The organism is Bordetella sp. 02P26C-1 (assembly GCF_009763255.1).
GTDB lineage: Bacteria > Pseudomonadota > Gammaproteobacteria > Burkholderiales > Burkholderiaceae_B > Bordetella_A.
Map to the genome: position 1 here is coordinate 1 of NZ_WSJB01000003.1, position 22,113 is coordinate 22,113.

The 22,113-nt window shown below is 62.1% G+C and carries 14 protein-coding genes and 1 other RNA gene; 1 reads left to right on the forward strand and 14 read right to left on the reverse strand.

Annotation, left to right across the window (positions count from 1 at the left end; translation table 11 throughout):
• The 4 genes from GOQ28_RS01995 to carA form a co-directional block, all read right to left on the reverse strand.
• Window positions 1–174, reverse strand: a 174-nt coding sequence (locus GOQ28_RS01995) for an SDR family NAD(P)-dependent oxidoreductase (protein WP_160355238.1), incomplete at its 3' end; no start/stop codon positions are given.
• Window positions 175–350: 176 nt separating this feature from the next.
• A complete protein-coding gene (locus tag GOQ28_RS02000) occupies window positions 351–908 on the reverse strand; it encodes a flavin reductase family protein (RefSeq protein WP_160355239.1) in 558 nt (185 codons plus the stop codon).
• A 219-nt stretch (window positions 909–1,127) separates the two neighbouring features.
• Window positions 1,128–4,370 carry a carbamoyl-phosphate synthase large subunit gene (gene carB / locus GOQ28_RS02005; protein ID WP_160355240.1) on the reverse strand — a complete coding sequence of 1,081 codons (3,243 nt, stop codon included), beginning with the start codon at window positions 4,368–4,370 and terminating at the stop codon, window positions 1,128–1,130.
• 10 nt (window positions 4,371–4,380) lie between these two features.
• Window positions 4,381–5,538 (reverse strand): glutamine-hydrolyzing carbamoyl-phosphate synthase small subunit, encoded by a 1,158-nt coding sequence (gene carA, locus GOQ28_RS02010; RefSeq protein ID WP_160355241.1) that lies wholly within the window; start codon window positions 5,536–5,538, stop codon window positions 4,381–4,383.
• A 175-nt stretch (window positions 5,539–5,713) separates the two neighbouring features.
• Between carA and tal the strand changes: the two genes are divergently transcribed.
• Window positions 5,714–6,667 carry a transaldolase gene (tal, locus tag GOQ28_RS02015; RefSeq protein ID WP_160355242.1) on the forward strand — a complete coding sequence of 318 codons (954 nt, stop codon included), beginning with the start codon at window positions 5,714–5,716 and terminating at the stop codon, window positions 6,665–6,667.
• 79 nt (window positions 6,668–6,746) lie between these two features.
• On the opposite strand, the gene GOQ28_RS02020 is transcribed toward tal, so the two are convergent.
• The 10 genes from GOQ28_RS02020 to GOQ28_RS02065 all read right to left on the reverse strand — a co-directional run bounded on the left by GOQ28_RS02020 (window position 6,747) and on the right by GOQ28_RS02065 (window position 22,113).
• Entirely contained in the window at window positions 6,747–7,544 is a 798-nt protein-coding gene (locus tag GOQ28_RS02020) for an ABC transporter permease (protein ID WP_160350102.1), read from the reverse strand.
• A 1-nt stretch (window position 7,545) separates the two neighbouring features.
• Window positions 7,546–8,355 (reverse strand): ABC transporter ATP-binding protein, encoded by an 810-nt coding sequence (locus GOQ28_RS02025; RefSeq protein ID WP_160355243.1) that lies wholly within the window; start codon window positions 8,353–8,355, stop codon window positions 7,546–7,548.
• Window positions 8,348–9,388 carry an ABC transporter substrate-binding protein gene (locus tag GOQ28_RS02030; protein ID WP_160350104.1) on the reverse strand — a complete coding sequence of 347 codons (1,041 nt, stop codon included), beginning with the start codon at window positions 9,386–9,388 and terminating at the stop codon, window positions 8,348–8,350. Before GOQ28_RS02030 ends, GOQ28_RS02025 begins: the two co-directional genes overlap by 8 nt.
• A gap of 797 nt (window positions 9,389–10,185) precedes the next feature.
• Complete coding sequence (gene recR, locus GOQ28_RS02035) at window positions 10,186–10,794, reverse strand: recombination mediator RecR (RefSeq protein WP_160350424.1); 609 nt, start codon at window positions 10,792–10,794, stop codon at window positions 10,186–10,188.
• A 68-nt stretch (window positions 10,795–10,862) separates the two neighbouring features.
• Window positions 10,863–11,189, reverse strand: coding sequence for a YbaB/EbfC family nucleoid-associated protein (locus tag GOQ28_RS02040; protein WP_160350423.1), 327 nt, complete (start codon window positions 11,187–11,189; stop codon window positions 10,863–10,865).
• Between the two features lie 66 nt (window positions 11,190–11,255).
• Entirely contained in the window at window positions 11,256–13,427 is a 2,172-nt protein-coding gene (locus GOQ28_RS02045; protein ID WP_160355244.1) for a DNA polymerase III subunit gamma/tau, read from the reverse strand.
• Window positions 13,428–13,556: 129 nt separating this feature from the next.
• Window positions 13,557–13,654: signal recognition particle sRNA small type (ffs, locus tag GOQ28_RS02050), an RNA gene on the reverse strand.
• Between the two features lie 99 nt (window positions 13,655–13,753).
• Window positions 13,754–17,329, reverse strand: a complete 3,576-nt coding sequence (locus GOQ28_RS02055) for a UvrD-helicase domain-containing protein (protein ID WP_160355245.1) — start codon at window positions 17,327–17,329, stop codon at window positions 13,754–13,756.
• On the reverse strand, window positions 17,329–20,076 hold the full coding sequence (locus tag GOQ28_RS02060; RefSeq protein ID WP_160355246.1) for a PD-(D/E)XK nuclease family protein: 2,748 nt from the start codon (window positions 20,074–20,076) through the stop codon (window positions 17,329–17,331). Before GOQ28_RS02060 ends, GOQ28_RS02055 begins: the two co-directional genes overlap by 1 nt.
• 393 nt (window positions 20,077–20,469) lie before the next feature.
• The gene (locus GOQ28_RS02065; RefSeq protein WP_160355247.1) at window positions 20,470–22,113 is read right to left on the reverse strand and encodes a Na+/H+ antiporter; all 1,644 of its coding nucleotides are present in this window, start codon (window positions 22,111–22,113) and stop codon (window positions 20,470–20,472) included.

The following is a 22,113-nucleotide window of genomic DNA, read 5'->3' on the forward strand; positions in this document are numbered from 1 at the left end:
GTCACGCACATCCAGCGCATAACACCGATGCTCGCCTGGCAAGGAATCCGCCAATTCACGCAAAGCCTCCCCCCGCCGCGCTACCAAGCCCAGCGTAGCCCCCGCGCACGCGTATCGCCAGGCCAATGCCCGCCCCAGCCCGCTAGACGCACCCGTAATAAACACTGCAGTCATGGCAATCCGTTCAAAAGACTTTTCGCGAGCTTAACAGCCCCCGGCTGCCCGATCACCATGCATAGACACCGCAGACAGCGCTCACGCATGAGAACAAAGCAAGTCATTCTGACAGATGCCGCCTAACTAGCCGCACATCCTAGAAAACCGCTGGCGGCGGCGCACAGCCCGCAATATCAATCCATCAAATCCCGCCACTTCACCATCCGTTCCCCCAGATCGAGCGTGTCGCCATCCACGCTGAATCGTCCGTCACCCTGATGATGGATCAGTCGCGTTTCCTCGCGCGAGGTGTCAATCCAGATACGCTGAACCTGCAGCACCCACAAATCGTAGCGGCGCACCCAGTCTTCGTCGGCCACCCGGCATTCCAGGTTGGCCCAGCACTCGCCCACCAGGGGCGCCTGCACCATCTCGGCCGGCAGGGGTGTCAACCCAAAGTGCGCGAATTTATCGAGCGTACTCCCCGAGCAATTGCCGATATCGACCACCTTCTCGGCCAGATCCACCGTCGGTACGGCCAGTACACACTCGCCGGTCTCTGATAGCGCCCGGTGGCTATGGTCCCACGGCCCAAGGACCACCCCGACTAGCGGCGGGTCGTGCAATATCATCATGTGAAATCCCAGGGTCATCACATTCGCGCTGCCGTCGGCGGCGCGGGTCGATACCAACAACACAGGGCCGGATTCCAGGATGCGGTACGCCTTTTCTACGGGCAAACTGTCTGGCATGGCAGAGTCTCCTTAGGGAGAGCGCACGGCGGGCCACGCCGGACGCGGGCCCCTGAGTACTGGGGCACTATTCGTTGAAAGCCGTGGCCTGAGGTGCACTGCGCCACAACACGCGGTAGTAGGACATTGCCTGCAAGTTCTGTTCCCCTGGCGTATTGGCAGGCCTGCATAAAAAAACAGGCCCCGCAGGGCCTGTTTTCATTCGAGCACGAAACCGCCTTACTGCTGCGGCAAGCTCGCATGCAGTTCCTGCAGAGGATAGACCTGCAGGCCCAACCCCTGACGCAGATACTGCATCCCTTCCACCGCCGCGCGCGCACCCGCGATGGTCGTAAAGAACGTCACACGCGCCGCCAGCGACTGCGTACGAATCGTGCGCGAGTCCGCGATGGCGTTGCGGCGTTCCTCGACCGTGTTGATCACCAGCGAGATTTCGCCGTTCTTGACCATATCCACGATGTGAGGACGACCTTCGGTGACCTTGTTGACGATTTGCACGGGAATTCCAGCCGCCTCGATCTGGGCTGCCGTACCACGCGTGGCGACGAGCTTGAAGCCCAGCTCATGCAAACCGCGAGCGACTTGCACCGCGCGCACCTTGTCCTGGTCCTTCACGCTGATAAAGGCCGTGCCGCCCTCGGGCAAACGCACACCAGCTGCGAGCTGCGATTTGACGAAAGCCTCGCCAAAGCTCATGCCCACGCCCATCACTTCGCCCGTCGACTTCATTTCCGGGCCGAGAATCGTATCCACGCCCGGGAATTTCACGAACGGGAACACGGCTTCCTTCACCGAGAAATAATGCGGAACGATTTCGCGGGTAATGCCTTGGTCCGCCAGCGTGCGGCCAGCCATCGCGCGAGCGGCGATCTTGGCCAGCTGCAGGCCGGTCGCCTTGGACACATACGGCACCGTACGCGAGGCACGCGGGTTGACTTCGAGCACGTACACATCGCCACCCTGGATGGCGAACTGCACGTTCATCAGGCCGCTCACGTTCAGCGCACGCGCCATCATCGTCGTCTGACGCTTGATCTCGGCAATAATTTCCGGCGACAGCGAATACGGCGGCAGGCTGCAAGCCGAGTCGCCAGAGTGCACGCCAGCCTGCTCGATGTGCTCCATGACGCCACCGATGAACACCGTCTGACCATCGGCCAGGCAGTCCACATCGACTTCGGTCGCATCGTTCAGGAAGCGATCCAGCAGCACGGGCGAATCATTGCTGACCTTCACGGCCTCGCGCATATAGCGTTCGAGATCCTGCTGCTCGTGCACGATTTCCATCGCGCGGCCACCCAGCACGTAGCTGGGACGCACCACCAGCGGGTAACCGATTTCTGAAGCGTGAGCCAGCGCCTCGCCTTCGGTACGCGCGGTACGGTTAGGCGGCTGACGCAAGCCCAGCTTGTTCAGCAGTTTCTGGAAGCGCTCGCGGTCTTCGGCCACGTCGATCGACTCGGGGCTCGTGCCGATGATGGGCACACCGTTGGCTTCCAGCGCGCGGGCGAGCTTCAACGGGGTTTGACCGCCGTACTGCACGATCATGCCGACCGGGTTTTCCTTGTGTACGATTTCCAGCACGTCTTCGAGCGTCAGCGGCTCGAAATACAGACGGTCGGAGGTGTCGTAGTCAGTCGAAACCGTTTCGGGGTTGCAGTTGACCATGATGGTTTCGTAACCATCGTCGCGCAGTGCCAGCGCGGCATGCACGCAGCAATAGTCGAACTCGATACCCTGACCGATACGGTTCGGGCCGCCACCCAACACGATGATCTTCTTACGATCGGTGGGCTGCGATTCGCACTCTTCCTCATAGGTCGAGTACATGTAGGCCGTACGCGTGGCGAATTCCGCCGCGCAGGTGTCGACGCGCTTGTACACCGGGCGCACGTTCAGCTGATGACGCAGCTTGCGAACTTCGGATTCCGCGGTATCGAGCAGGAAGGCCAGACGGCGATCCGAGAAGCCCATGCGCTTGAGTTGCCACAGGGTTTCGAAATCCAGATCGGACAGCGTCTTTTGTTCGAGCGCGAGCTCGATGTCGACGATTTCCTTGATCTGCGACAGGAACCAGGGGTCGATCTTCGTGATCTGGTGGACTTCGTCCAGGCTAAAGCCTTGGGCAAAGGCATCGCCCACGTACCAGATACGCTCGGGACCGGGCTCGCCCAGTTCGACCTGCAGTTTTTCGCGGTCGGTGGTTTTTTGGTTCAGACCATCGACACCGACTTCCAGACCGCGCAGGGCTTTCTGGAACGATTCCTTGAAGGTGCGGCCGATCGCCATCACCTCGCCCACCGACTTCATCTGCGTGGTCAAACGCGAATCGGCCTGCGGGAATTTTTCGAATGCGAAACGCGGCACCTTGGTGACCACGTAGTCGATCGACGGTTCGAACGAGGCCGGCGTAGCGCCGCCGGTGATCTCGTTGCGCAGTTCGTCGAGCGTGTAGCCCACGGCCAGACGCGCGGCAACCTTGGCGATCGGGAAACCCGTGGCTTTGGAAGCCAGCGCCGAGGAACGCGACACGCGCGGGTTCATCTCGATAACGATCATGCGGCCGTTTTGCGGGTTGACCGCGAACTGCACGTTCGAGCCGCCCGTATCAACGCCGATCTCGCGCAACACCGCGATCGAGGCGTTACGCATGATCTGGTATTCCTTGTCCGTCAGCGTCTGGGCAGGCGCGACAGTGATGGAATCGCCGGTGTGGACGCCCATGGGGTCCAGGTTCTCGATCGAGCAAACGATGATGCAGTTATCGGCCTTGTCTCGCACGACCTCCATCTCGAACTCTTTCCAGCCGAGGAGCGATTCCTCGATCAGCAGTTCGCTGGTGGGCGAGGCTTCCAGGCCGCGACGGCAGATGGTCTCGAACTCTTCGGCGTTGTAGGCGATACCGCCGCCCGAGCCGCCCATGGTGAAGCTCGGACGGATCACGGCCGGGAAGCCCGACGTGCCGGTTTCGGCCGCGATGCGGCGCTGGACTTCCCAGGCCTCTTCCATGCTGTGGGCCACGCCCGATTTCGCCGACTCCAGACCGATGTCGGTCATGGCCTGCTTGAATTTCTGGCGATCCTCGGCTTTTTCGATGGCGTGTTCGTTCGCGCCGATCAGCTCGACGTTGTGCTTGGCCAGCACGCCGTGACGGGCCAGATCCAACGCGCAGTTCAACGCGGTCTGTCCGCCCATGGTGGGCAGCAGCGCATCGGGCTTCTCGCGTTCGATGATCTTTTCCACCGCCTGCCAGGTGATGGGCTCGATGTAGGTCACATCGGCCGTCTCCGGGTCGGTCATGATCGTGGCGGGGTTGCTGTTGACCAGAATGGTGCGGTAACCCTCGGCCTTGAGGGCCTTACACGCCTGGGCGCCGGAATAGTCGAATTCGCATGCCTGCCCGATGATGATGGGGCCGGCACCGATGATGAGAATGCTTTTTAGGTCTGTACGCTTGGGCATAATGCGATCTTTATTTCTTCTGGCCGGCCATCTGGCTGATGAATTTGTCGAACAGCACGATGATGTCGTGCGGTCCGGGGCTGGCCTCGGGGTGGCCCTGGAAGCAGAACGCCGGACGGTCAGTCAGCTCGAAGCCCTGCAGCGTGCCGTCAAACAGCGACACGTGCGTGGTACGCGCGTTTTCCGGCAAGGTGGCCGCATCCACGCCGAACCCGTGGTTCTGGCTGGTGATGAAAACGCGTTTGGATTGCACGTCTTGCACCGGGTGGTTCGCACCGTGGTGGCCGGTCTTCATCTTGACGGTCTTCGCGCCCACGGCCAGGCCCATGATCTGGTGGCCCAGGCAAATACCGAAGGTCGGGATCTTGCGCTCGAGGAACTCGCGAGTTGCCTCGATGGCGTAATCGCAGGGGCCTGGATCGCCCGGGCCGTTGGCCAGGAACACGCCATCCGGATTGAGCTTCAAGACTTCCTCGGCGGTCGTCTGCGCCGGCACCAGCGTGATGCGGCATCCGCGATCGGCCAGCAAGCGCAGGATGTTGTACTTCACGCCGAAGTCATAGGCGACCACGTGGAACTGGTTTTGGTCGGGCGTGGTGAAGCTCGAACCCAGTTGCCAGGTGCCCTGCTTCCATTCCGTCGTCTCCTTGATCGAGACGACCTTGGCCAGATCCTGACCGGACATGCCAGGGAAGCTGCGAGCCAGCTCGACAGCGCGCTCGGCGTCGTCGCCGACCAGAATGCAGGCGCCCTGAGCGCCGCCTTCACGCAGAATACGCGTGAGTTTGCGTGTATCCACGCCAGAAATAGCTACGATACCCTGTGCCGCCAAGTACTCCGGCAACGACTGCGTCGCGCGAAAATTCGACACACGCGACGGACAATCGCGCACGACCAGGCCCGAAGCGAGCACGCGGGAGGTTTCCACGTCTTCTTCGTTTACGCCCGTATTACCAATGTGCGGATAAGTCAGCGTGACGATCTGGCCGTTATAGCTCGGATCAGTCAAAATTTCCTGGTAGCCAGTCATGGCCGTATTGAATACGACCTCGGCGACCGTATAACCAGGCGCACCTATAGATACGCCTCGGAAAATGGTACCGTCCGCCAAAGCTAGAATTGCTGGAGGGAAGCGATCGGCGCCCTCGGGAAAAAGTTGCGGCAGCACAGTAAACCCCGGTTTCAGAATCGATAATCAAACCTTGAAATTATACCCTGGCAGGGCCATCCCCTACGGAAGCCGCGCCAATCAAGGCCAAACCCCGCGTTTTCCGGGGTCGAAAGAGGCTCTGGCAGGTGATAACCTAGCTCTTTCTCAACCCTAGTCTACGCTCATCCGTCACATGTCCAGCCAGCTTGAAGCATTACGCCGCCATACCACGGTGGTTGCCGACACCGGCGATTTCGAAGCAATACGCGCTTTGCGCCCGACTGACGCGACGACCAACCCGTCGCTGATTCTCAAGGCAGTACAGAAAGACACCTATCGCCCCTTGTTGCAACAAGTCGTACGAGATCATCGGGGCGCGACGGCGGCGCAGCTGACTGACAGACTGTTGGTGGCGTTTGGACGCGAAATTCTGAATATTGTTCCCGGACGTGTCTCGACCGAAGTGGATGCGCGTTTGTCGTTCGATACGCGCGCCACCGTCGAGCGAGGCCGGGCGTTGATCGCGCTGTACGAGGCGGCAGGCATCCCGCGCGAGCGCGTGCTGATCAAGATCGCATCGACCTGGGAAGGCATCCAGGCCGCGCGGGTGCTGCAGTCGGATGGGATTCGCTGCAATCTGACGTTGTTGTTCTCGCTGCCGCAGGCTATGGCTTGCGCGGATGCGGGCGTCCAGCTGATTTCGCCGTTTGTGGGGCGAATTTATGACTGGTACAAAAAAGCGGCGGGCGCCGACTGGGTCGAAGCCGAACGCGCTGGGGAAAACGACCCGGGCGTGGAATCGGTGACCGAGATCTATCGCTATTACAAGCGTAATGGCGTGCCGACCGAGATCATGGGCGCGAGCTTTCGCAACTCCGGTCAGATCCGCGCGCTGGCGGGCTGCGATCTGTTGACCATCAGCCCGGAGCTGTTGACCGAGCTGGATCAGACCGAGGGCGATGTGCCCGCTCGACTGAGCCCGGCATACCTGCGCGACAACGTTCCCACGTACCATAAACCGGACGAAATCTGGTTCCGGACGGAACTGAACGCCAACGCCATGGCGACTGAGAAGCTGGCCGAGGGCATCCGCCTGTTCTCGGCGGACGCGGTCAAGCTGGATAAGCTGCTCGCGCAGGCTGCCTGACGGCGTTTGGTCGGGGGTGCGACGATCACGTTGTCCCCCGATTTGCCCCACCGCGGAATGCCTGCGATGGGGTAACCGATCAAAGCTTCTCGGTTTCGCCCATCTTGGGCTGCCACTTCATCAGGCGCTTTTCGCCGATGCCGACAATAAAGTCGAGCAATAGCGCGAACGCCGTCAAGACAACGATACCGGCAAACACCGTGTTGACGTCGAATGTGCCTTCCGCCTGCAGAATCAGGTAGCCCACACCGCTGGCCGAGCCCAGATATTCACCGACCACGGCCCCGACAAACGCCAAGCCCACCGAAGTATGCAAGCTGGAAAACACCCAGCTCGTGGCCGATGGCAGATAGACATGACGCAGCAACTGACGCCGGTTCGCACCCAGCATCCGGGCGTTATCGAGTAGCGTGGGACTGACCTCGCGCACGCCTTGGTACACGTTAAAGAAAACGATGAAGAACACCAGCGTCACGGCCAGTGCGACCTTGGACCAGATGCCCAGACCGAACCACATACCGAAGATCGGTGCCAGAATCACGCGCGGCATGGAGTTGGCCGCTTTGATATACGGGTCCAGAATCGCGCTGGCGGTATTGGACAGCCCCAGCCACAGCCCAAAACCCAGCCCTGAAATCGTGCCGATAAAAAATGCGAGCACGGTTTCCGACAAGGTCACCCACAGATGGCGATAGATGTCCCCGTTGGTAACGAACCAGGCCCAGATACGGCCCCAGACCTCCAAGGGCTGACCAAAAAAGAAAGCAACCTTCGGGTCTAACGAGGCCACATACCACACGGCCACAATAATCACGAGCAGCAGCAGCTGCCAGAAGCGCAGGCCTAAACGAGAGCCCGGGTTAAACAATTTCGACATATCAGGCTCGCTTTTGCTGGGCATAGCCCTTGAGCACTTCTTCACGCAACACACCCCAGATCGCGGCATGCAGTTCCACGAAGCGTGGGTGGGTGCGCACCTCGGCCACATCGCGGGGACGCGGCAGGTCAATCGCGAATTCGCCGATCGGATGCGTGCCGGGGCCGGCGGACAGCACCACCACGCGGTCACTCATGGCGATGGCTTCGTCCAGGTCATGCGTGATGAAAAGCACGGCCTTACGCTTGGCCATCCATAGTTCGAGGACCTCGTTTTCCATCAGCTGACGCGTCTGGATATCGAGGGCCGAAAATGGCTCGTCCATCAAAATGATGTCGGGATCGCGGATGAGGGTTTGCGCCAGCATGGCGCGTTTGCGCATCCCGCCAGACATCTGGTGCGGATAGCGTTCCTCGAAGCCGCCCAGACCCACGCGACGCATCCATTCGCGGCCGCGTTCTAGCGCTTCTTCGCGCGGCACGCCGGCAAACTCCAAACCGGCAATCACATTTTCCAGGGCGCTGCGCCACGGCAGCAGCGCCTCGCCCTGGAACATGTAGCCGGCTCGGGTGTTGATGTCTTGCAGCGGCTGCCCGAAGACCTTGACCTCGCCCGAGGATGGCCGCAGCAAACCGGCGCCCACATTCAAAAGCGTCGATTTGCCGCAGCCCGTGGGGCCGACGACCGAGACAAACTCGCCGGGCGCGATGGACAGCGTGGTGTCCTGCACGGCGGTATAGCGTTTGCCCCCGCCGTCGCGCGACACAAAGGTACACGTGATATGTTCGAATGAGAGTGCAGCGTCAGGCATTGGGATACTTCTCGTTAGCGCGACGGGCGAACTCGTTGGTCCAGGCCTTGGCCGGATCGATCTTCGCGGCGTCAAAGCCCTTGACGTAGGCAGCCAGCGCGCGGGTCGCGGTAGCAGCGCCGTCTTCAGGGATCATGCCATTGGGCGACAGGCCGTCCATGCTTTTTTGCAGCGCGGTTTTGTAGACCTCGGGTTCGCCCAGCAGATACTGAGTGGGCACCGTTTTGGCGATCTCATCTATGCTGACTTCGTGAATCCACTTGTCGGCGCGGACCATGGCGTTGGTCAAGGCCTGCACGGTATTGGGATTCGCATCGATGAAGGCCTGCGGCGCGTACAGCGAACCGGCGGGCATATCGCCACCAAAGATTTCGCGTGTGTCCTTGAGGGTACGCGTATCCACGATCACGTCGATATCGCCTGCGAGCTCCAGCATCGACACGACGGGGTCGGTGTTCGAGATCGCATCGATTTGACCGCTGCGCAACGCGGTCACCGCGCCAGCACCCGCACCCACGCCGATGAACGACACATCGCTATCTTTCAAGCCATGCTGGGCGAGGAAGAAGCTCACGACCATGTTGGTGGAAGAACCGGGCGCGGTGACGCCGATTTTCTTACCCTTCAGGTCAGCAGGACTTTTGTAGTTGGGCATCGTTTTCTTCGACACGCCAAAGCCCACCATGGGGGCACGTCCTTGCAATACGAAGGCGCGATAGAACTGGCCTTTGGATTGCATATGCAGCGTGTGTTCAAAAGCGCCGGAGACGACATCGGCGCTGCCACCCACCACGGCCTGCAGGGCCTTGGAGCCGCCGGCGAAGTCCGCAATACTGACGTCCAGGCCTTCGTCTTTGAAATAGCCTTTGATTTCCGCGATGGTCAGCGGAAGGTAGTAAACCAGTGCTTTGCCGCCGACGGCGATCTGAACTTGCTTCTTTTCCAGGGCCTGGGCGCGAACGATGGCGGGGGCCATGCTCAATGCACCGGCAGCACCGGTCAATTTCAGCAAATCACGACGGGTGATCGACATTTAGCATCTCCTTTGCCGCATGGCGGCGTGGACGTCCATGGCGACTGCGCAGTCGTCCTGGCGTCATTTATGTGTGCATTCATCCAGGGTCGGCAGAGGGTGGCGGGCTGAATGCCGATCCAGACGGCGCCTCCTGCCGGGCGGGATCATCATACTCCAGTGGGTATCTTGGCTGCTCTCAGGGGGTGGATAGCGGTGCGCGGGAAGCGGCTTGATGAGGTACGGAGGGGCTGATGTTGCTGGCTTAGGGGAGCGTTCTTTTGACGTCCGGGGCCGGTGTGCGTGGGCGGTGCCAGCCCTGTCGCAACGGCTCGGCCCATGATCAGGGGCCTCGGCCCCCTTCGGGGACTTCCCGTCGCTCTACGGGCCGGCACCGCCCACGCACACCGACCCCGGACTCTTGATGAGGCATGCCGCGGTTGCAATGAATAGGCGGGGGTGCGCTGAATATCCCCCGGCAAAGGCGTATTGCGTCGCATGGCGTATGCTTCAGGTATGCCTTGACGATGCAGAGAATGCCAAGGTGGACCAGTGCTGCGATGCGCCGGCTGGGAGATCAGTCGTATTGTTTGAGACTGCAAGCATTCGCGAAAGCGCACACCCATCAAATTACGCTGACGCAAGCAGGAGGCGGGCGAGTAAAGGGGCAGCGGCCCGTAGAGCGGCGGGAAGTCCCCGAAGGGGACCGAGGCCCCTGCTCGTGGGCCGAGCCGCTGCGACAGGGCCGCTGCCCCTTTACTCGCCCGCCTCCTGCGTCTAAAGAACGCAACGAGCAGCCAGCAAAATCCCCACCGAACCTAAGCCGACTTACGCTCCATCAACGCCCAAGCAATCGTCCCGGCATCCACGTACTCAAGCTCACTCCCCGCAGGCACCCCCCGCGCCAGACGCGTAACCTTAAGCCCCTTATCCGCCAAGGTATCACCCAAGAAATGCGCCGTCGTCTCACCCTCAGCGGTGAAATTCGTCGCGAGAATCACCTCTTGCACAACCCCATCCGTCGCGCGATTGATCAGGCGTTCGAAATCCAGCTCTTTAGGCCCTATGCCCTCTAGCGGCGCGACCCGCCCCATCAGCACGTAGTACAGCCCGCGATAACCGTGACTGGCTTCGATCATATTTTGATCGGCCGGCGTCTCGACGATGCACAGCAGCGAGGCATCGCGCTTGGGATTCGAACAGGTCGCACAGATGGTGTCTTCCGTGAAGCCATTGCAGCGCGCGCAGTGGCGCAAGTTCTGCACCGCCGCGGAGAGCGCCCGGCTCAGCATGTCGGCGCCCTGCAGATCATGTTGCATCAGATGGTAAGCCATCCGTCGGGCCGAGCGCACGCCTACCCCTGGCAGACGGCGCAGCGACTCGATGAGCGAGACCAGAGGCTCGGGTTCAGGCAGTTCGGAATCCATCGCGATACCGGAGACGACAAAGGTAATGGGCTGACCGTCACACGGCTAGCCCTGGGGCAATGCCCGGATTAGAACGGCAGCTTCATTCCCGGCGGCAAGGGCATGCCGGCGGTGACGCCTGCCATCTTTTCCTGAGCCGTGGACTCGGCCTTGCGCAGCGCGTCGTTGAACGCGGCAGCCACTAAGTCCTCGAGCATGTCTTTATCGTCGGCCAGCAGGCTGGGGTCGATTTGCACGCGCTTGACGTCGTGACGGCAGGTCATGGAGACCTTGACCAAGCCACCGCCGGAGGCGCCTTCGACGATGATCTCCGCCAAGGCCTCTTGCGCCTTTTTCATGTTTTCCTGCATCTGCTGCGCTTGGCGCATCAGACCGGCCAATTGTCCTTTCATCATGGTGGAAACTTCCTCGGAATAAGAGTGAAAATTTAACAGGAAATCGAACTCGTCTTAGCCCGGCGGTTAACCAGGCGACATGCCCGGAGGGATCGCCCGTACGGAACTGACCTTGCCGCCAAAGTCGGATTGCAAGGCCATCACAAACGGATCGGCCGCCACGGCTTGCTCCGCAGCGCGCTGGCGCTCGGCGCGTTCAATCTGAGCCACGGCATGTGCCGTGCCGTCGCCGGTAGCGCCGACTTCAACCTCGAGCCGCAGGCTTTGGCCGAAATGCTCGCACAGGACGGTTTGAAGGCGGACACGGCTTTCGCTTTCGGCCAAGGTTTTGACGGCGACGCGTAACACCACGGCATCGCCCTGTACGCCCGCCCATTCGCTTTGACGCGCCAATTCGGCCGCTAAGCCCGTGACTGGCAACTTTGCGGCGAGCGCGGGCCAGTCGGCGGCGGTCATGCTGTGCAGACTGGTGCGTGGCTGACGACTACGCCGTGGCGCCGAAGGCTGTACACGCGAGGCCGGCGCCACAATATCGGAGGGACCCGCGCTGGCCAAGGTTTCAAACTCGTCTTCAGCGTCGGGGGTGTAAGCCGAATCGGGCAGGTATCCGCCCATGGCGTCATCGGGGATATCCTCGTTGACCCAGGACGGCGGTTCGTCGGCACGCGGTTTTGTCTGCGGCGCCACGGTATTTGACCCCTCGGGGGGCGTTGCCGGTGACGGACTTGCGGCCGATTGAGCAGGACGCGCGGTACTGTCGTCCGATGCTGGGGGAGTCGAAACGGTCGATCTCGCTTGCGGTTGCGCTTTCGCCGGCGTCACCGCCAGAGCAGCAGTCTGCGATCCCCTCGACGTTGCAGTCGCCCGAGGGGGTTCTGGCAGATCTTCCCAAGGAGGGATATCCGAGTCGCTCGCAGACGTGGCCGCTTGATCCGGCAATACCGACGTTTCTCCGCCCGTGGACGTCGCGTTATGCTGATCCGTTGCCACCGCAGGCGCCCCGGCTGCATGATCAGACGCAATAGTCTCTGCCGCTTGCCCGGACGCGGGAGGAGGTTCCGTCGCTGTGGTTTGCGCCGCCGCAGCCGCCTGCGGCGTTGCGGAAGACGTAACGGGCGCGGCGGCCGGCGCCTGTAAAGCCGTCTGCGGTCCGGCCTGATTGTTCAGGGCCAGCATCCGCAAGCACGCCATGATGAATCCCGCGTGCTCATCCGGCGCGAGGGACAGTTCGCTGCGGCTATGCACGGCCACGGAGTAGAACAATTGCACCGCATCGGGATGCAATACCCCAGCCAGGCGCACGATATCGCCAGCCACGGGATCGTCCGCGGGCGTCGCTCCGGGGACGCGTTGCTCGATGGCCACGCGGGACAACAGCACCGCCAGATCCGCTAACGCGCCCGAATAGGACAAGCCCCGGGTGGATAACTCATCGGCCACCGCCAAAACGCCCGCCGCTTGGCCCGCAGCCAACGATTCGAGCAAACGCACCAGATGGCGCTGATCGATGGTGCCGAGCATGCCACGAACGGCTTCTTCGGTGAGATTCCCGGCACTGTATGCGATCGCCTGATCAGTCAACGACAGCGCATCGCGCATCGATCCGCTGGCTGCTTGCGCGATCAGTCGTAACGCCGGCAGCTCGTTGGAGATGGCTTCCTCACGCAGCACCGTCTGCAGATGGCCGACGATCGCGTCAGGCGGCATCTGTTTCAGATTGAACTGCAGGCAGCGCGACAACACCGTGACGGGGATCTTTTGCGGATCGGTGGTCGCGAGTATGAATTTCACATGCGGCGGCGGCTCTTCCAGCGTTTTCAACATGGCGTTGAACGCATGGCCGGTCAACATGTGGACTTCGTCGATCATGTAGACCTTGTACCTGCCTGCCCCGGGCGCGTAGACCGCTTGTTCGAGCAGTTGCGTCATTTCCTCGACACCACGGTTCGAGGCCGCATCCAGCTCGAGATAATCGACGAACCGTCCGGCATCGATTTCCGTACAGGCGCGGCATTTGCCGCAAGGGTGCGAGGTGATGCCCGTTTCGCAATTGAGCGATTTCGCCAGGATACGCGAGAGCGTCGTCTTGCCCACCCCACGCGTACCGGTAAACAGCCAGGCGTGATGCAGCCGCTGCGTGTCGAGCGCGTGAGTCAGCGCCCGCACAACGTGGTCCTGGCCTACCAGGGTATCGAACGAGCGCGGTCGCCACTTGCGGGCCAGTACCAGATAAGTCATGGACGGATTGTAGAGCCAGTTATGCGCGGCGCGCGCGCCGGAAATACAAAGGGGCGCCGCAACCAGGGCGCGAACTGCCTAGCTACGCTAGCAATTCGTTCCGATTACGGCGCCCCTCTGGGGAAACCGGATGACGAGCCTTACTCCGGCACTGATCCTAAACGACTATGGCTGCTTCGTTCCCGACCTGACCAGGTTCACCGCCGAACCATGCGAAGGGGCCCGTCAACCAGCATTCTAGCAGAGCGGGCGAAAGCCCGCTTGCGGGGGTCGTTGACACACTTTATCGGGCCGGGGTAGTCAAATCCCGATGATCATCGACATCACTATGGAGCGTATGAATCAGCGGTCAGATCGATCCACAACGCGGCTCTCGGAAAATATAGGACAGCTCTGGCCGGCCGCGCGTCCAAAGCGGTGACTTGAGCGCAGTAACGTAGCAACTGATCCGCATGACGTTGACGCATGCGGGCGGCGAAAACGGCGACGGATTCGTCCGGGCGCGGACGTGCGGTCTTGTAGTCAACGATTAACCAGCCGTCTTCGGTACTGAGGGCCAGGTCGATGACCGAGACGCGGCCAGCCGCGTCGATGAGCGGCCATTCCCGGCGGGCGGCGGATTGGGAGAGTAGCCATCTGCCCCGGTCGTGATCGAGCGTGGCCAAGAGCGTGTCTAACACCGATTGGGCAGCGTCTGGCGCCAGGGCCGCGGGCAGACCTGCTCGCGTCAATTGCTTTTGCATGATGGGCAGATAGGCGCGCAAGGTCTCGGCGGGCCACGCGGCAATGCCGTCTTGGCCGATGCGCGCCAACCATGCGTGGGCGAGCGTGCCTATCGCGGCGTCGTGCGCGTTTTCGAGTTGCCAGGCGGGATGTTCGGCTCCCTGCTCTTGCTGTGAGGGGAGTCGGCCAAAGCTAACGCTTTGACTGCCGCGCAATGGATTTTGCGCCCGCAATCGTGCAATGGCATCGTTCGACACGCGGCGTAATGGCTCTCCGCCACGGCTTGTTGCGGCATTCTGCTCCTCGGCCACTTCGTCCTGCCAACCCGGCGGCGGCGCTTTTTGGTCGGGGGGCAGCCAATCCCACAAGCGTCCCAGCAGGCTCTGTGCAGACGGAGGTTTGGGCTGACCGGTGGCAGGATCCACCACCACATTGCCAACCAAATGCAGACGATGACGTGCGCGGGTGGCGGCGACGTAGAGAAGACGGTCCGTTTCATAGGACGCGCGACGCTTTTCACGCAAGCTCAGGTAGCGGGATATCGGGTCGGCCTCTTTGTCGGCGCGCGGTTTGACCGGCCCGAACAGCACGCGTTCGCCGGTCTGCTCGAAACTCACCAGCGGAGCGCGGTCCGCGCGCGGCGATTTGTGCAGCCCATACAGGATGACCGTATCGAATTGCAGGCCCTTGGATTTGTGCATGGTCATGATCTCGACCACGCCGGCCTCGCTGTCGCTGCCATCTGGCGCGGCATAAAGACGCGCCAAGGCTGTGTCCAGCTTTGCCGGATCGAGCGCGCCATGCGGGGCCAAGCGCTCGATCAAAGCAAACAGGCTCTCCGCATCGTCCGCGGCGGTGGCGCTGGCGTACAAAGCTGCGCCGCCCAGCTTGCGCCACAACGATTCGAGCCATGCGGCCAGCGGCATCGAACCACTAAGGTTTGAGGTATCCAGCAGAATGTCCGCGACATGCAGGAGACGGGCGTATTCGTCGGCCGGTAAAAGGCGTTGTGCCAAGCATGACCCGCCAGCGGTATCGAATGCCTGTGATGGCGACGGCAGGGATGTAGACGCTGCCTCTGCTGCTTCCAACGTGGATGCACTCGGCGCGACCGCCGTCGCCGGCTTGTCGAAGAGCGAAAGACTCTGCCCCACGGCCGGTAGTGGCCGTGACACGGCGACCTCGGCGCAAGACCTCAGCGCGTCGGCCAGCAAGGCGGGAATCGGCGTGGTCAAGTCATGGCCGAATAAGGCGTGCAACGAATTCAATGTCAGTCCGCACCACGGCGCACGCAGCACAGACAGCCAGGCCAGACGATCTGCCGGATGGGCCAACGCGCGCGCCAGTTGTACGAGGTCGGAGACGACTTGCCGCTGCCCCAATGGCACGAGATCGACCGCGCGGCATGCGATACCCGCCTGGGTCAGACGCTGCACCAACTGGCCCAGATGCCCGCGGGCACGCACCAGAATAGCAACCGGATGGCGGCTGGACGGATCACGGTCTCGCAGCGCTTGCCGCACCAGATCTACGGTCAGGGTCTCTGCCGATTCATCAGCCGCGCTCGCGCTCACGCTACTGAATGCGCCATGAAAACGCACGGCATCGCCCGGCAAGGCTTCGTTGAACGCGGCCGAGGCGGTATAGGCAATAGCGCCAGCCGCGGCATCGTTGCGCTTGGGGAGCAGGTCGCGGAATGTCGCATTCACCCATTCGACGACGCCGGCCTGCGAGCGGAAGTTATCCGTCAGCTGCAGGAATTCCGGTTCTATCTCGCCAATCCCGCACTGCGCGGCCTGCAAAAAGAGTCCAACCTCGGCCTTGCGGAAACGATAGATCGACTGCATGGGATCGCCCACCAGAAACAGCGTCCTGCCGTCGCCGGGCAGCCAGCCCGCGGTGAGGGTAGCCAGCAAATGGATCTGCGTCAGACTGGTGTCTTGGAATTCGTCCACCAGCAGATGGCGTATCGAGGCATCGAGCTTGAGCAGCAGTTCGCCGGGGTCGTCAGCGGAGCCCAAAGCCCGCGAGGCGCGTTGGGCGATTTCGATGAAATCCACTTCCCGCGTTTCGGCGAAACGCAGGTGCAGTTGCGCTACCGCGAGCTTGAGCGTCATCAACTGTGCGCTCAATACTTCCCATTGCGCGTCGCTGAACTCGGCGGGTGGCACCGAGTCGATTGCGTCCAGCATCCAGATCCACGAGGCTGCCGGATCGGCAGCGTCCAGCCACTGAGTGAAGGGTTCCTTATGGCCACATTTCGGCGGGAAACCGAGTTTTTTATTCACCCCGCGCGAGCTGCGCAAGCCCCCGCTAGAGGTCAACAAGAGGTGACGTACCGCCTTCCATTGGTCGAGGCATTCAGCGGTGGGTTCCAACGGATCGCACCAATCACGCAAGGCCGACAGCGCGTGGCTCGGATGCTCTTCATCCAAGGTCGCGGCGGCCATGCGCGCGCAGCCGCACAAGGCATCGTGCCAGCCTAGCGGCATGGCGCGCGCCAAGGCTTGCAGGTCCTCGCCGATGGCTTCGGCCAGCGCGTCTTCCAGCGCCATGCGGTCGCTGCCGTGTGCAAGCAAAGGGAGCCATTGATCACGTTGACCCAGCATCGCGGCAAGGGCTTCAACGGCGGCCTGGGTGTCGACATCCAAGTGAGCCAACAAAGTCCGCACGGCATCGAACTCGTCGACCAACGCGACCGTGGCTCGGGCGGCGGCTTCGTAGTGGGCCTGAGCGTCGTCGGCGATGGAGGGCATGCCGCCCAACTCCGACAACCAGGGCATCCCTCGAACCAGACCCGCGCAAAACGAGTCGATCGTACGAATCGACAGCCGCGCTGGGTGCTGCAGCAATTTCCAACCTAATTCGGCATCGCGGGCCAGCGCGGCGCGCGCAAGTTGCCAGCTGCGCTGGCCATGCTCGGTCTCGGGCATGGGACCAGTGCCATCGCGCAGTTTGCTCAAGACGCGCGCATGCATCTCCGAGGCGGCCTTGCGCGTGAAAGTGATGGCGACAATCTCCTCGGGGCGATTGACCGTGGCCAAGAGCGCGAGAATGCGGTCCGTCAATAGTTCAGTCTTGCCCGAACCCGCCGGGGCCTGCACGAGATACGAGGCCGCGGGATTCAGCGCGCGTGCGCGGGCTAGGTGATCGGAAGGTTGGCGAACGGAACCACTCATTATTCGTCCCCCTCGTCTTCCAAATGAAGCCGCAGAAAAGGCATGGCGTCACAATATTTCAAATCATCGGGGCGATAAACCACATTGGCGGCGTACCCCGTCGCATACTCGTCAGCAAGACTTTCCACCGCCGATCGCCACCGTTGCAAAACGTCGCCCCAGCTCTGACCTTCGAACGCTTGACTTTCGCCGACAGTCTTTACGCCCGCGACGCCCAGATCGGCATCCGCTAATCCACACGCGGCGACTTGTCGGGCATGCACCTGTGCCAGCACTAAAGCCGCCACGTCGGCATCCGGAGTGTCGCCAGACAACACGGACGCGTAAAACGGAAGCTGCAAATTCACGGGCCGCACGCGTGCCCAGTCGGACTCCGGATTGCCCGGCGACATGCCGGTTTTATAGTCAACGATCACAGTGCGCCCGTCGGGCAGTCGGTCCATGCGGTCCAGACGGACCTCCAGCGCCAGCGGGCCGCGTGACCAGTGATGCGTGTGTTCCACCTGATCGACGACAAAGGGCGTGCGTTGCGCTTCAAGTTCGAACCACTCAGCCAGCACCGCGCGACCTCGGGCGCACTCGAGCTCGCGCAAACCCGACGGGTAGCTCTGTAACTCGACGCGCGCTGCCTCTTCCACTGCCTGATGAATCAACTCCGCGAGCCGGCCACGGGCCATGGCCTCATGCAGCTCTTCCTGGCTGGTGAACATGCGCCACACCAGTTCGAGCGCGCGGTGCAAAAACTGCCCGCGCACGCTTTGGTTGGCAAAATCCGCGTAATCGTTCAGCGCGCGTGCGCCCAGGCGATGGCGTACGAATGCCCATAATGGATTACGCGCCTGGGTGTCCAGCACATCCAAACCACCCTTGGCGCCCGCGGCGCGACGCGCGCCCTCGTGCATCGCCGGTGGCGGCAACGCAGGTCCATGGTGATCGTCAAGAAGTTGCTGAGGCAACGAAATACTCGCCTCACGCGCTGGCAATTGCCAGTCGGTCAAGGGGACTTGCGCAATCAGCGGCGATGGCCGCAGTTCGCGTTCGCCATCCATCAGGGCGTGGCTGACGATGAGCTCTGGCGCGCAGCAGCAGAGCGCGGAATAAAGCGTTTCGGCCCACTGGCGCTCGCGTTCCGGCGTGGCGCGCGGCGCGCCGGCCTGACGCAGGATGCCTAATGGCAGCAAGGGATTCGGCTGAGGTGTCGCGGGCAGGACATCATCGGTCAAGCCTAATATCCATACGCCGTCCCAATGACCGCCTTCGGCTTCGAGCAGACCCAGCACATCGAGACGCGCCGCGGGATCGCGCTGCGGTTGGAAGGATGAGGCCTCGGCAGCGCGTTGCAGCAACTGCACTGCCGCGCGTCCGTTCAGACGCCCCGCGACAGGCGCTAATGCGGCGAAACGGCCAAACAGCTCGCCCAGCGCACCCACGACCTGATAGCCCACGCTATCGAGCGTACGCTCGCCGGGATAGCCCAGGGCCAACAAAGCCGCGCGCATTACCGGCATCCATGCATCGCACGTGGCGCGCGCGCCGGCCTGACGCCATACCTCCATGGCCTGCGGCCAGGCGGCGGACATTGCCGTGCCCGAATTTGGGCTCGCGTTGGGCGTCGTTGCAGTGCCCTTCGCCTCGGATATGGTGCCCATCTCGCGGGCCAGATCCCGTTGCCAATGTGCCGCGTCAATCCGCGCCACACCAAGCCGGCGCCAACGCGCATCGATAGCCGCCAGCCTCGCCGCGTCGCTGACGTCGCCCGCGCAATGCCCCGCCAGCAGCGCCGCACCTAACACAGCGGCATCCGCCGCGCCCTCATGGTCTACATCGGCCAGCGCCTGCAGCCACGCCAGCGCGGCGCGCACGGCAGGCCATTCGGTCAGCGGACGGCCCACCGCCACGTTAAAGGGATGAGCGCCGGCGGCCAGGGCTTGCCCCACGACACGGCGGGCGAACGGCGCCTCGGCTTGCAGTTGCGCGGAAACGATGGCGTAGCGGCCATGCGGATCGGCCTGCAATTTTTGTGCGGCCCAAGCGGCAGCGGCGCGCCATTCGCTGCCGTTGTCTTCGGCGCAATAACGCGTGGGGGACGTGGCCTCGGCAACGTTCTCCTGCAGCCACGCGATATCGGCGCCTGCTTCCTGGAACGCATCCAACATCGCGGCAAAACGCGGCGACACATCGGTGAAACCCGCCAGGATCAGGTATTGCGGTGCTGGCACCTGCTGCTGTTGCAACGCCTGCAAGACCCGGGAATACCCCAGATTCGCGTCTTCGGCATCCAGGGCCAGCAAGGTCTGACGGTAACGCGCGCGCCAGCGAGCGAATCCACGATATTCGTCGGTTTCCGCGCCCGCGGGCACCTCGATCGCCCACTCATCGGACAAGGCGTCCGCGTCCATCGCGAGACACGCGGCCTGCGCGACATCGAGCAGCACGCGCTCACCCTCCTCTGCGCGAATGGCATCGACCCATACCATCTGCGTCGCGAACGCGTCGAGTCGATGGGCTGGCAAATGGGTATCGGCAATAAACGCGAGGTCGTCAGCCGCCTGCACCAACCATGCCGCCAGCGGCAGCACGCGCGGCAATTCACTGACCTGCCGTTCGCGCCGCAACTGCGCGGCCAAGTCGAGCGTCAAGCGGCGCGCCAGGCGGTTGTTCACCGTCAGCACCAGCGTCTGCGCGGGCGGCAGGCGACCCGCCTCTTCGAGGGTAATAAAGGATCGAAATTGCGAGGGGTAATTCATGCGAGTGAAGGCAAGCAGCCGGTGCCGGCGTCGGCAACAGACTCGCTAGGATAACCCCAACTGGCGCGGTACTCGGGGCTACGCGGACAAAACTATCGCATCTGCGACCGGTTCAGTCGCTTGGCCTGTTCCTCGGCGTAGGCCTCCTCGCCCGGCTCATATGCCCCCTCGTACATGCAGGCGTCGCGATTCCAGGTGCATTCGCTGAACAACCGACTGGTGCTTTTGCCCCCACACCCCGCCATCAACGCAACCAGACACAAAGCAATACTGCTACGGCAAACCACGTGAATCGACATACACCCAACATCAAAACGGATTGAGACAAGGACTGTTATAGCAGGTTAGCCACGAGATGCCTTTACCTGCACGAGGTTCCCGGCCATGCCGTTGTCAGTCCTCCGCTCGCAGATGCGCTTCCTGCATATCCAGCAGTTTCACCTGCTCGCGCGCAAAGGTATCGGAGATCCGATGCCGCAACGCGAGGCGATAAATCGCGCGTCGCGAGGCCTCGATGGCTTCCAACCGCATTTGACGCTCTACGCTATGCTGATGCGCGCGTTGCTCGTCCCTGGGCTCGCTCAAATGGATGTCGGCACGGTCACGCAACGCTTCCGACAGCCGCTCGGCTGCGCTGAGATAGAGCTCGGCATTATCGGGATGGTCCGACGTCAGCCGTTCTCGTGTTTTCACAACGGACTCCAAGGCCGCATCGAGCATAGCTTGCCGGGCCAGCGTCTGATCCACATGCGTCCCGTCATCCGCGGAGGCTCCTACGCCGCCCAAGAGCTTGGGCAAACTGAAGTTCGCCATCAGTAGCGAGATCAGCAAAACGAACGTGGCCAGACAAATAGCCAGCTCCCGCGAGGGAAACGCAGAGCCGTCCGGCAAGGCTAAAGGCAGCGTCATGACGCCGGCCAGCGTCACGGCGCCTCGCACCCCCGCCATGGCCATCGCCAGGATCATCCGTGGACTGACCTTGAGCGGCACGAGACCTCGCCGCCGTGCCACCGCCTCCGAGATTTTTATGGACAGCGCTACCCATATCAGCCTGACCAGCATCAGGCCAAGCCAGATCGCCGCGGCATAAACGGGCAACCAGAACAGATGGTCCTGCCCGCTTTCCTGCGCGGCATCGTCCAACCTGTCCAGAATGATGGGCAATTGCTCACCCAACAGCACAAACATCATGCCGTTAAGCGTCAGCTGTACCGTGGTCCACACCGTCTGACGCTCAATACGTGCCTGCGCTGACAGGCCGCCCGCCATTTCGAGATAACTCATCGTGATGCCGGCAGCGACAGCCGCGAGAATGCCCGAGGCCCGTGCATGCTCGGCGATGAAATAGACGATAAATGGAATGATGAGGCTTAGCAGCATATCGCTGCCGGGTTCCACGCCGAAGCGGCGGCGGAACTTGCCCTTGAGCACCAACAGAATCGCCGTCGCACCCACCCCGATGGCGATACTGGCCAGCGCCATCCAGAAAAACGACACCGTCGCCTGCCATAGCGAAAACGCACCCGTGACAGCAGCCGCCACGGCGAAACGAAACGCGACCAGCCCGCTGGCATCGTTGAATAAGGACTCTCCCTCCAGTATGGCCATCATGCGATGCGGAATGTGCACGCGCTTGCTGATGGCCGCGACCGCGACGGGATCCGTGGGCGACACAATGGCCGCGATGGCGAAAGCGACCGCGAGCGGTACGGAAGGGATCATCCAATGAATCAGGTAGCCCACGCCCACCACAGTTAGGAAGACCAAGCCAATGGATAACTGAAGAATCAGTGACGACTCTCCTAGCACCGAGCGTTTGGAAACCCGCCACCCATCAAGAAACAACAGCGGAGGCAAAAAGAGCAGAAAGAAAATTTCCGGCTCCATCAGCACGCCGCGTTGAAACACTGCGGCGATGATGAAGCCAAGCGCGATCTGCACGAATGGCGCGGGCACCGGGATCGGTAAGACACGCACAATCATTCCGCTAAGCATGACTGCGACAAGCATCGCCATCACAACGGCAAAGGTTTCCAT

Coding starts and splice junctions, on each gene's coding strand:
- GOQ28_RS02000 (WP_160355239.1), bottom strand. CDS start 908: ATGCCAGACAGTTTGCCCGTAGAAAAGGCGTACCGCATCCTGGAATCC.
- recR (WP_160350424.1), bottom strand. CDS start 10,794: ATGGATTCCGAACTGCCTGAACCCGAGCCTCTGGTCTCGCTCATCGAG.
- GOQ28_RS02045 (WP_160355244.1), bottom strand. CDS start 13,427: ATGACTTATCTGGTACTGGCCCGCAAGTGGCGACCGCGCTCGTTCGAT.
- GOQ28_RS02040 (WP_160350423.1), bottom strand. CDS start 11,189: ATGATGAAAGGACAATTGGCCGGTCTGATGCGCCAAGCGCAGCAGATG.
- GOQ28_RS02060 (WP_160355246.1), bottom strand. CDS start 20,076: ATGAATTACCCCTCGCAATTTCGATCCTTTATTACCCTCGAAGAGGCG.
- GOQ28_RS02055 (WP_160355245.1), bottom strand. CDS start 17,329: ATGAGTGGTTCCGTTCGCCAACCTTCCGATCACCTAGCCCGCGCACGC.
- GOQ28_RS02020 (WP_160350102.1), bottom strand. CDS start 7,544: ATGTCGAAATTGTTTAACCCGGGCTCTCGTTTAGGCCTGCGCTTCTGG.
- GOQ28_RS02025 (WP_160355243.1), bottom strand. CDS start 8,355: ATGCCTGACGCTGCACTCTCATTCGAACATATCACGTGTACCTTTGTG.
- tal (WP_160355242.1), top strand. CDS start 5,714: ATGTCCAGCCAGCTTGAAGCATTACGCCGCCATACCACGGTGGTTGCC.
- GOQ28_RS02030 (WP_160350104.1), bottom strand. CDS start 9,388: ATGTCGATCACCCGTCGTGATTTGCTGAAATTGACCGGTGCTGCCGGT.
- GOQ28_RS02065 (WP_160355247.1), bottom strand. CDS start 22,113: ATGGAAACCTTTGCCGTTGTGATGGCGATGCTTGTCGCAGTCATGCTT.
- carB (WP_160355240.1), bottom strand. CDS start 4,370: ATGCCCAAGCGTACAGACCTAAAAAGCATTCTCATCATCGGTGCCGGC.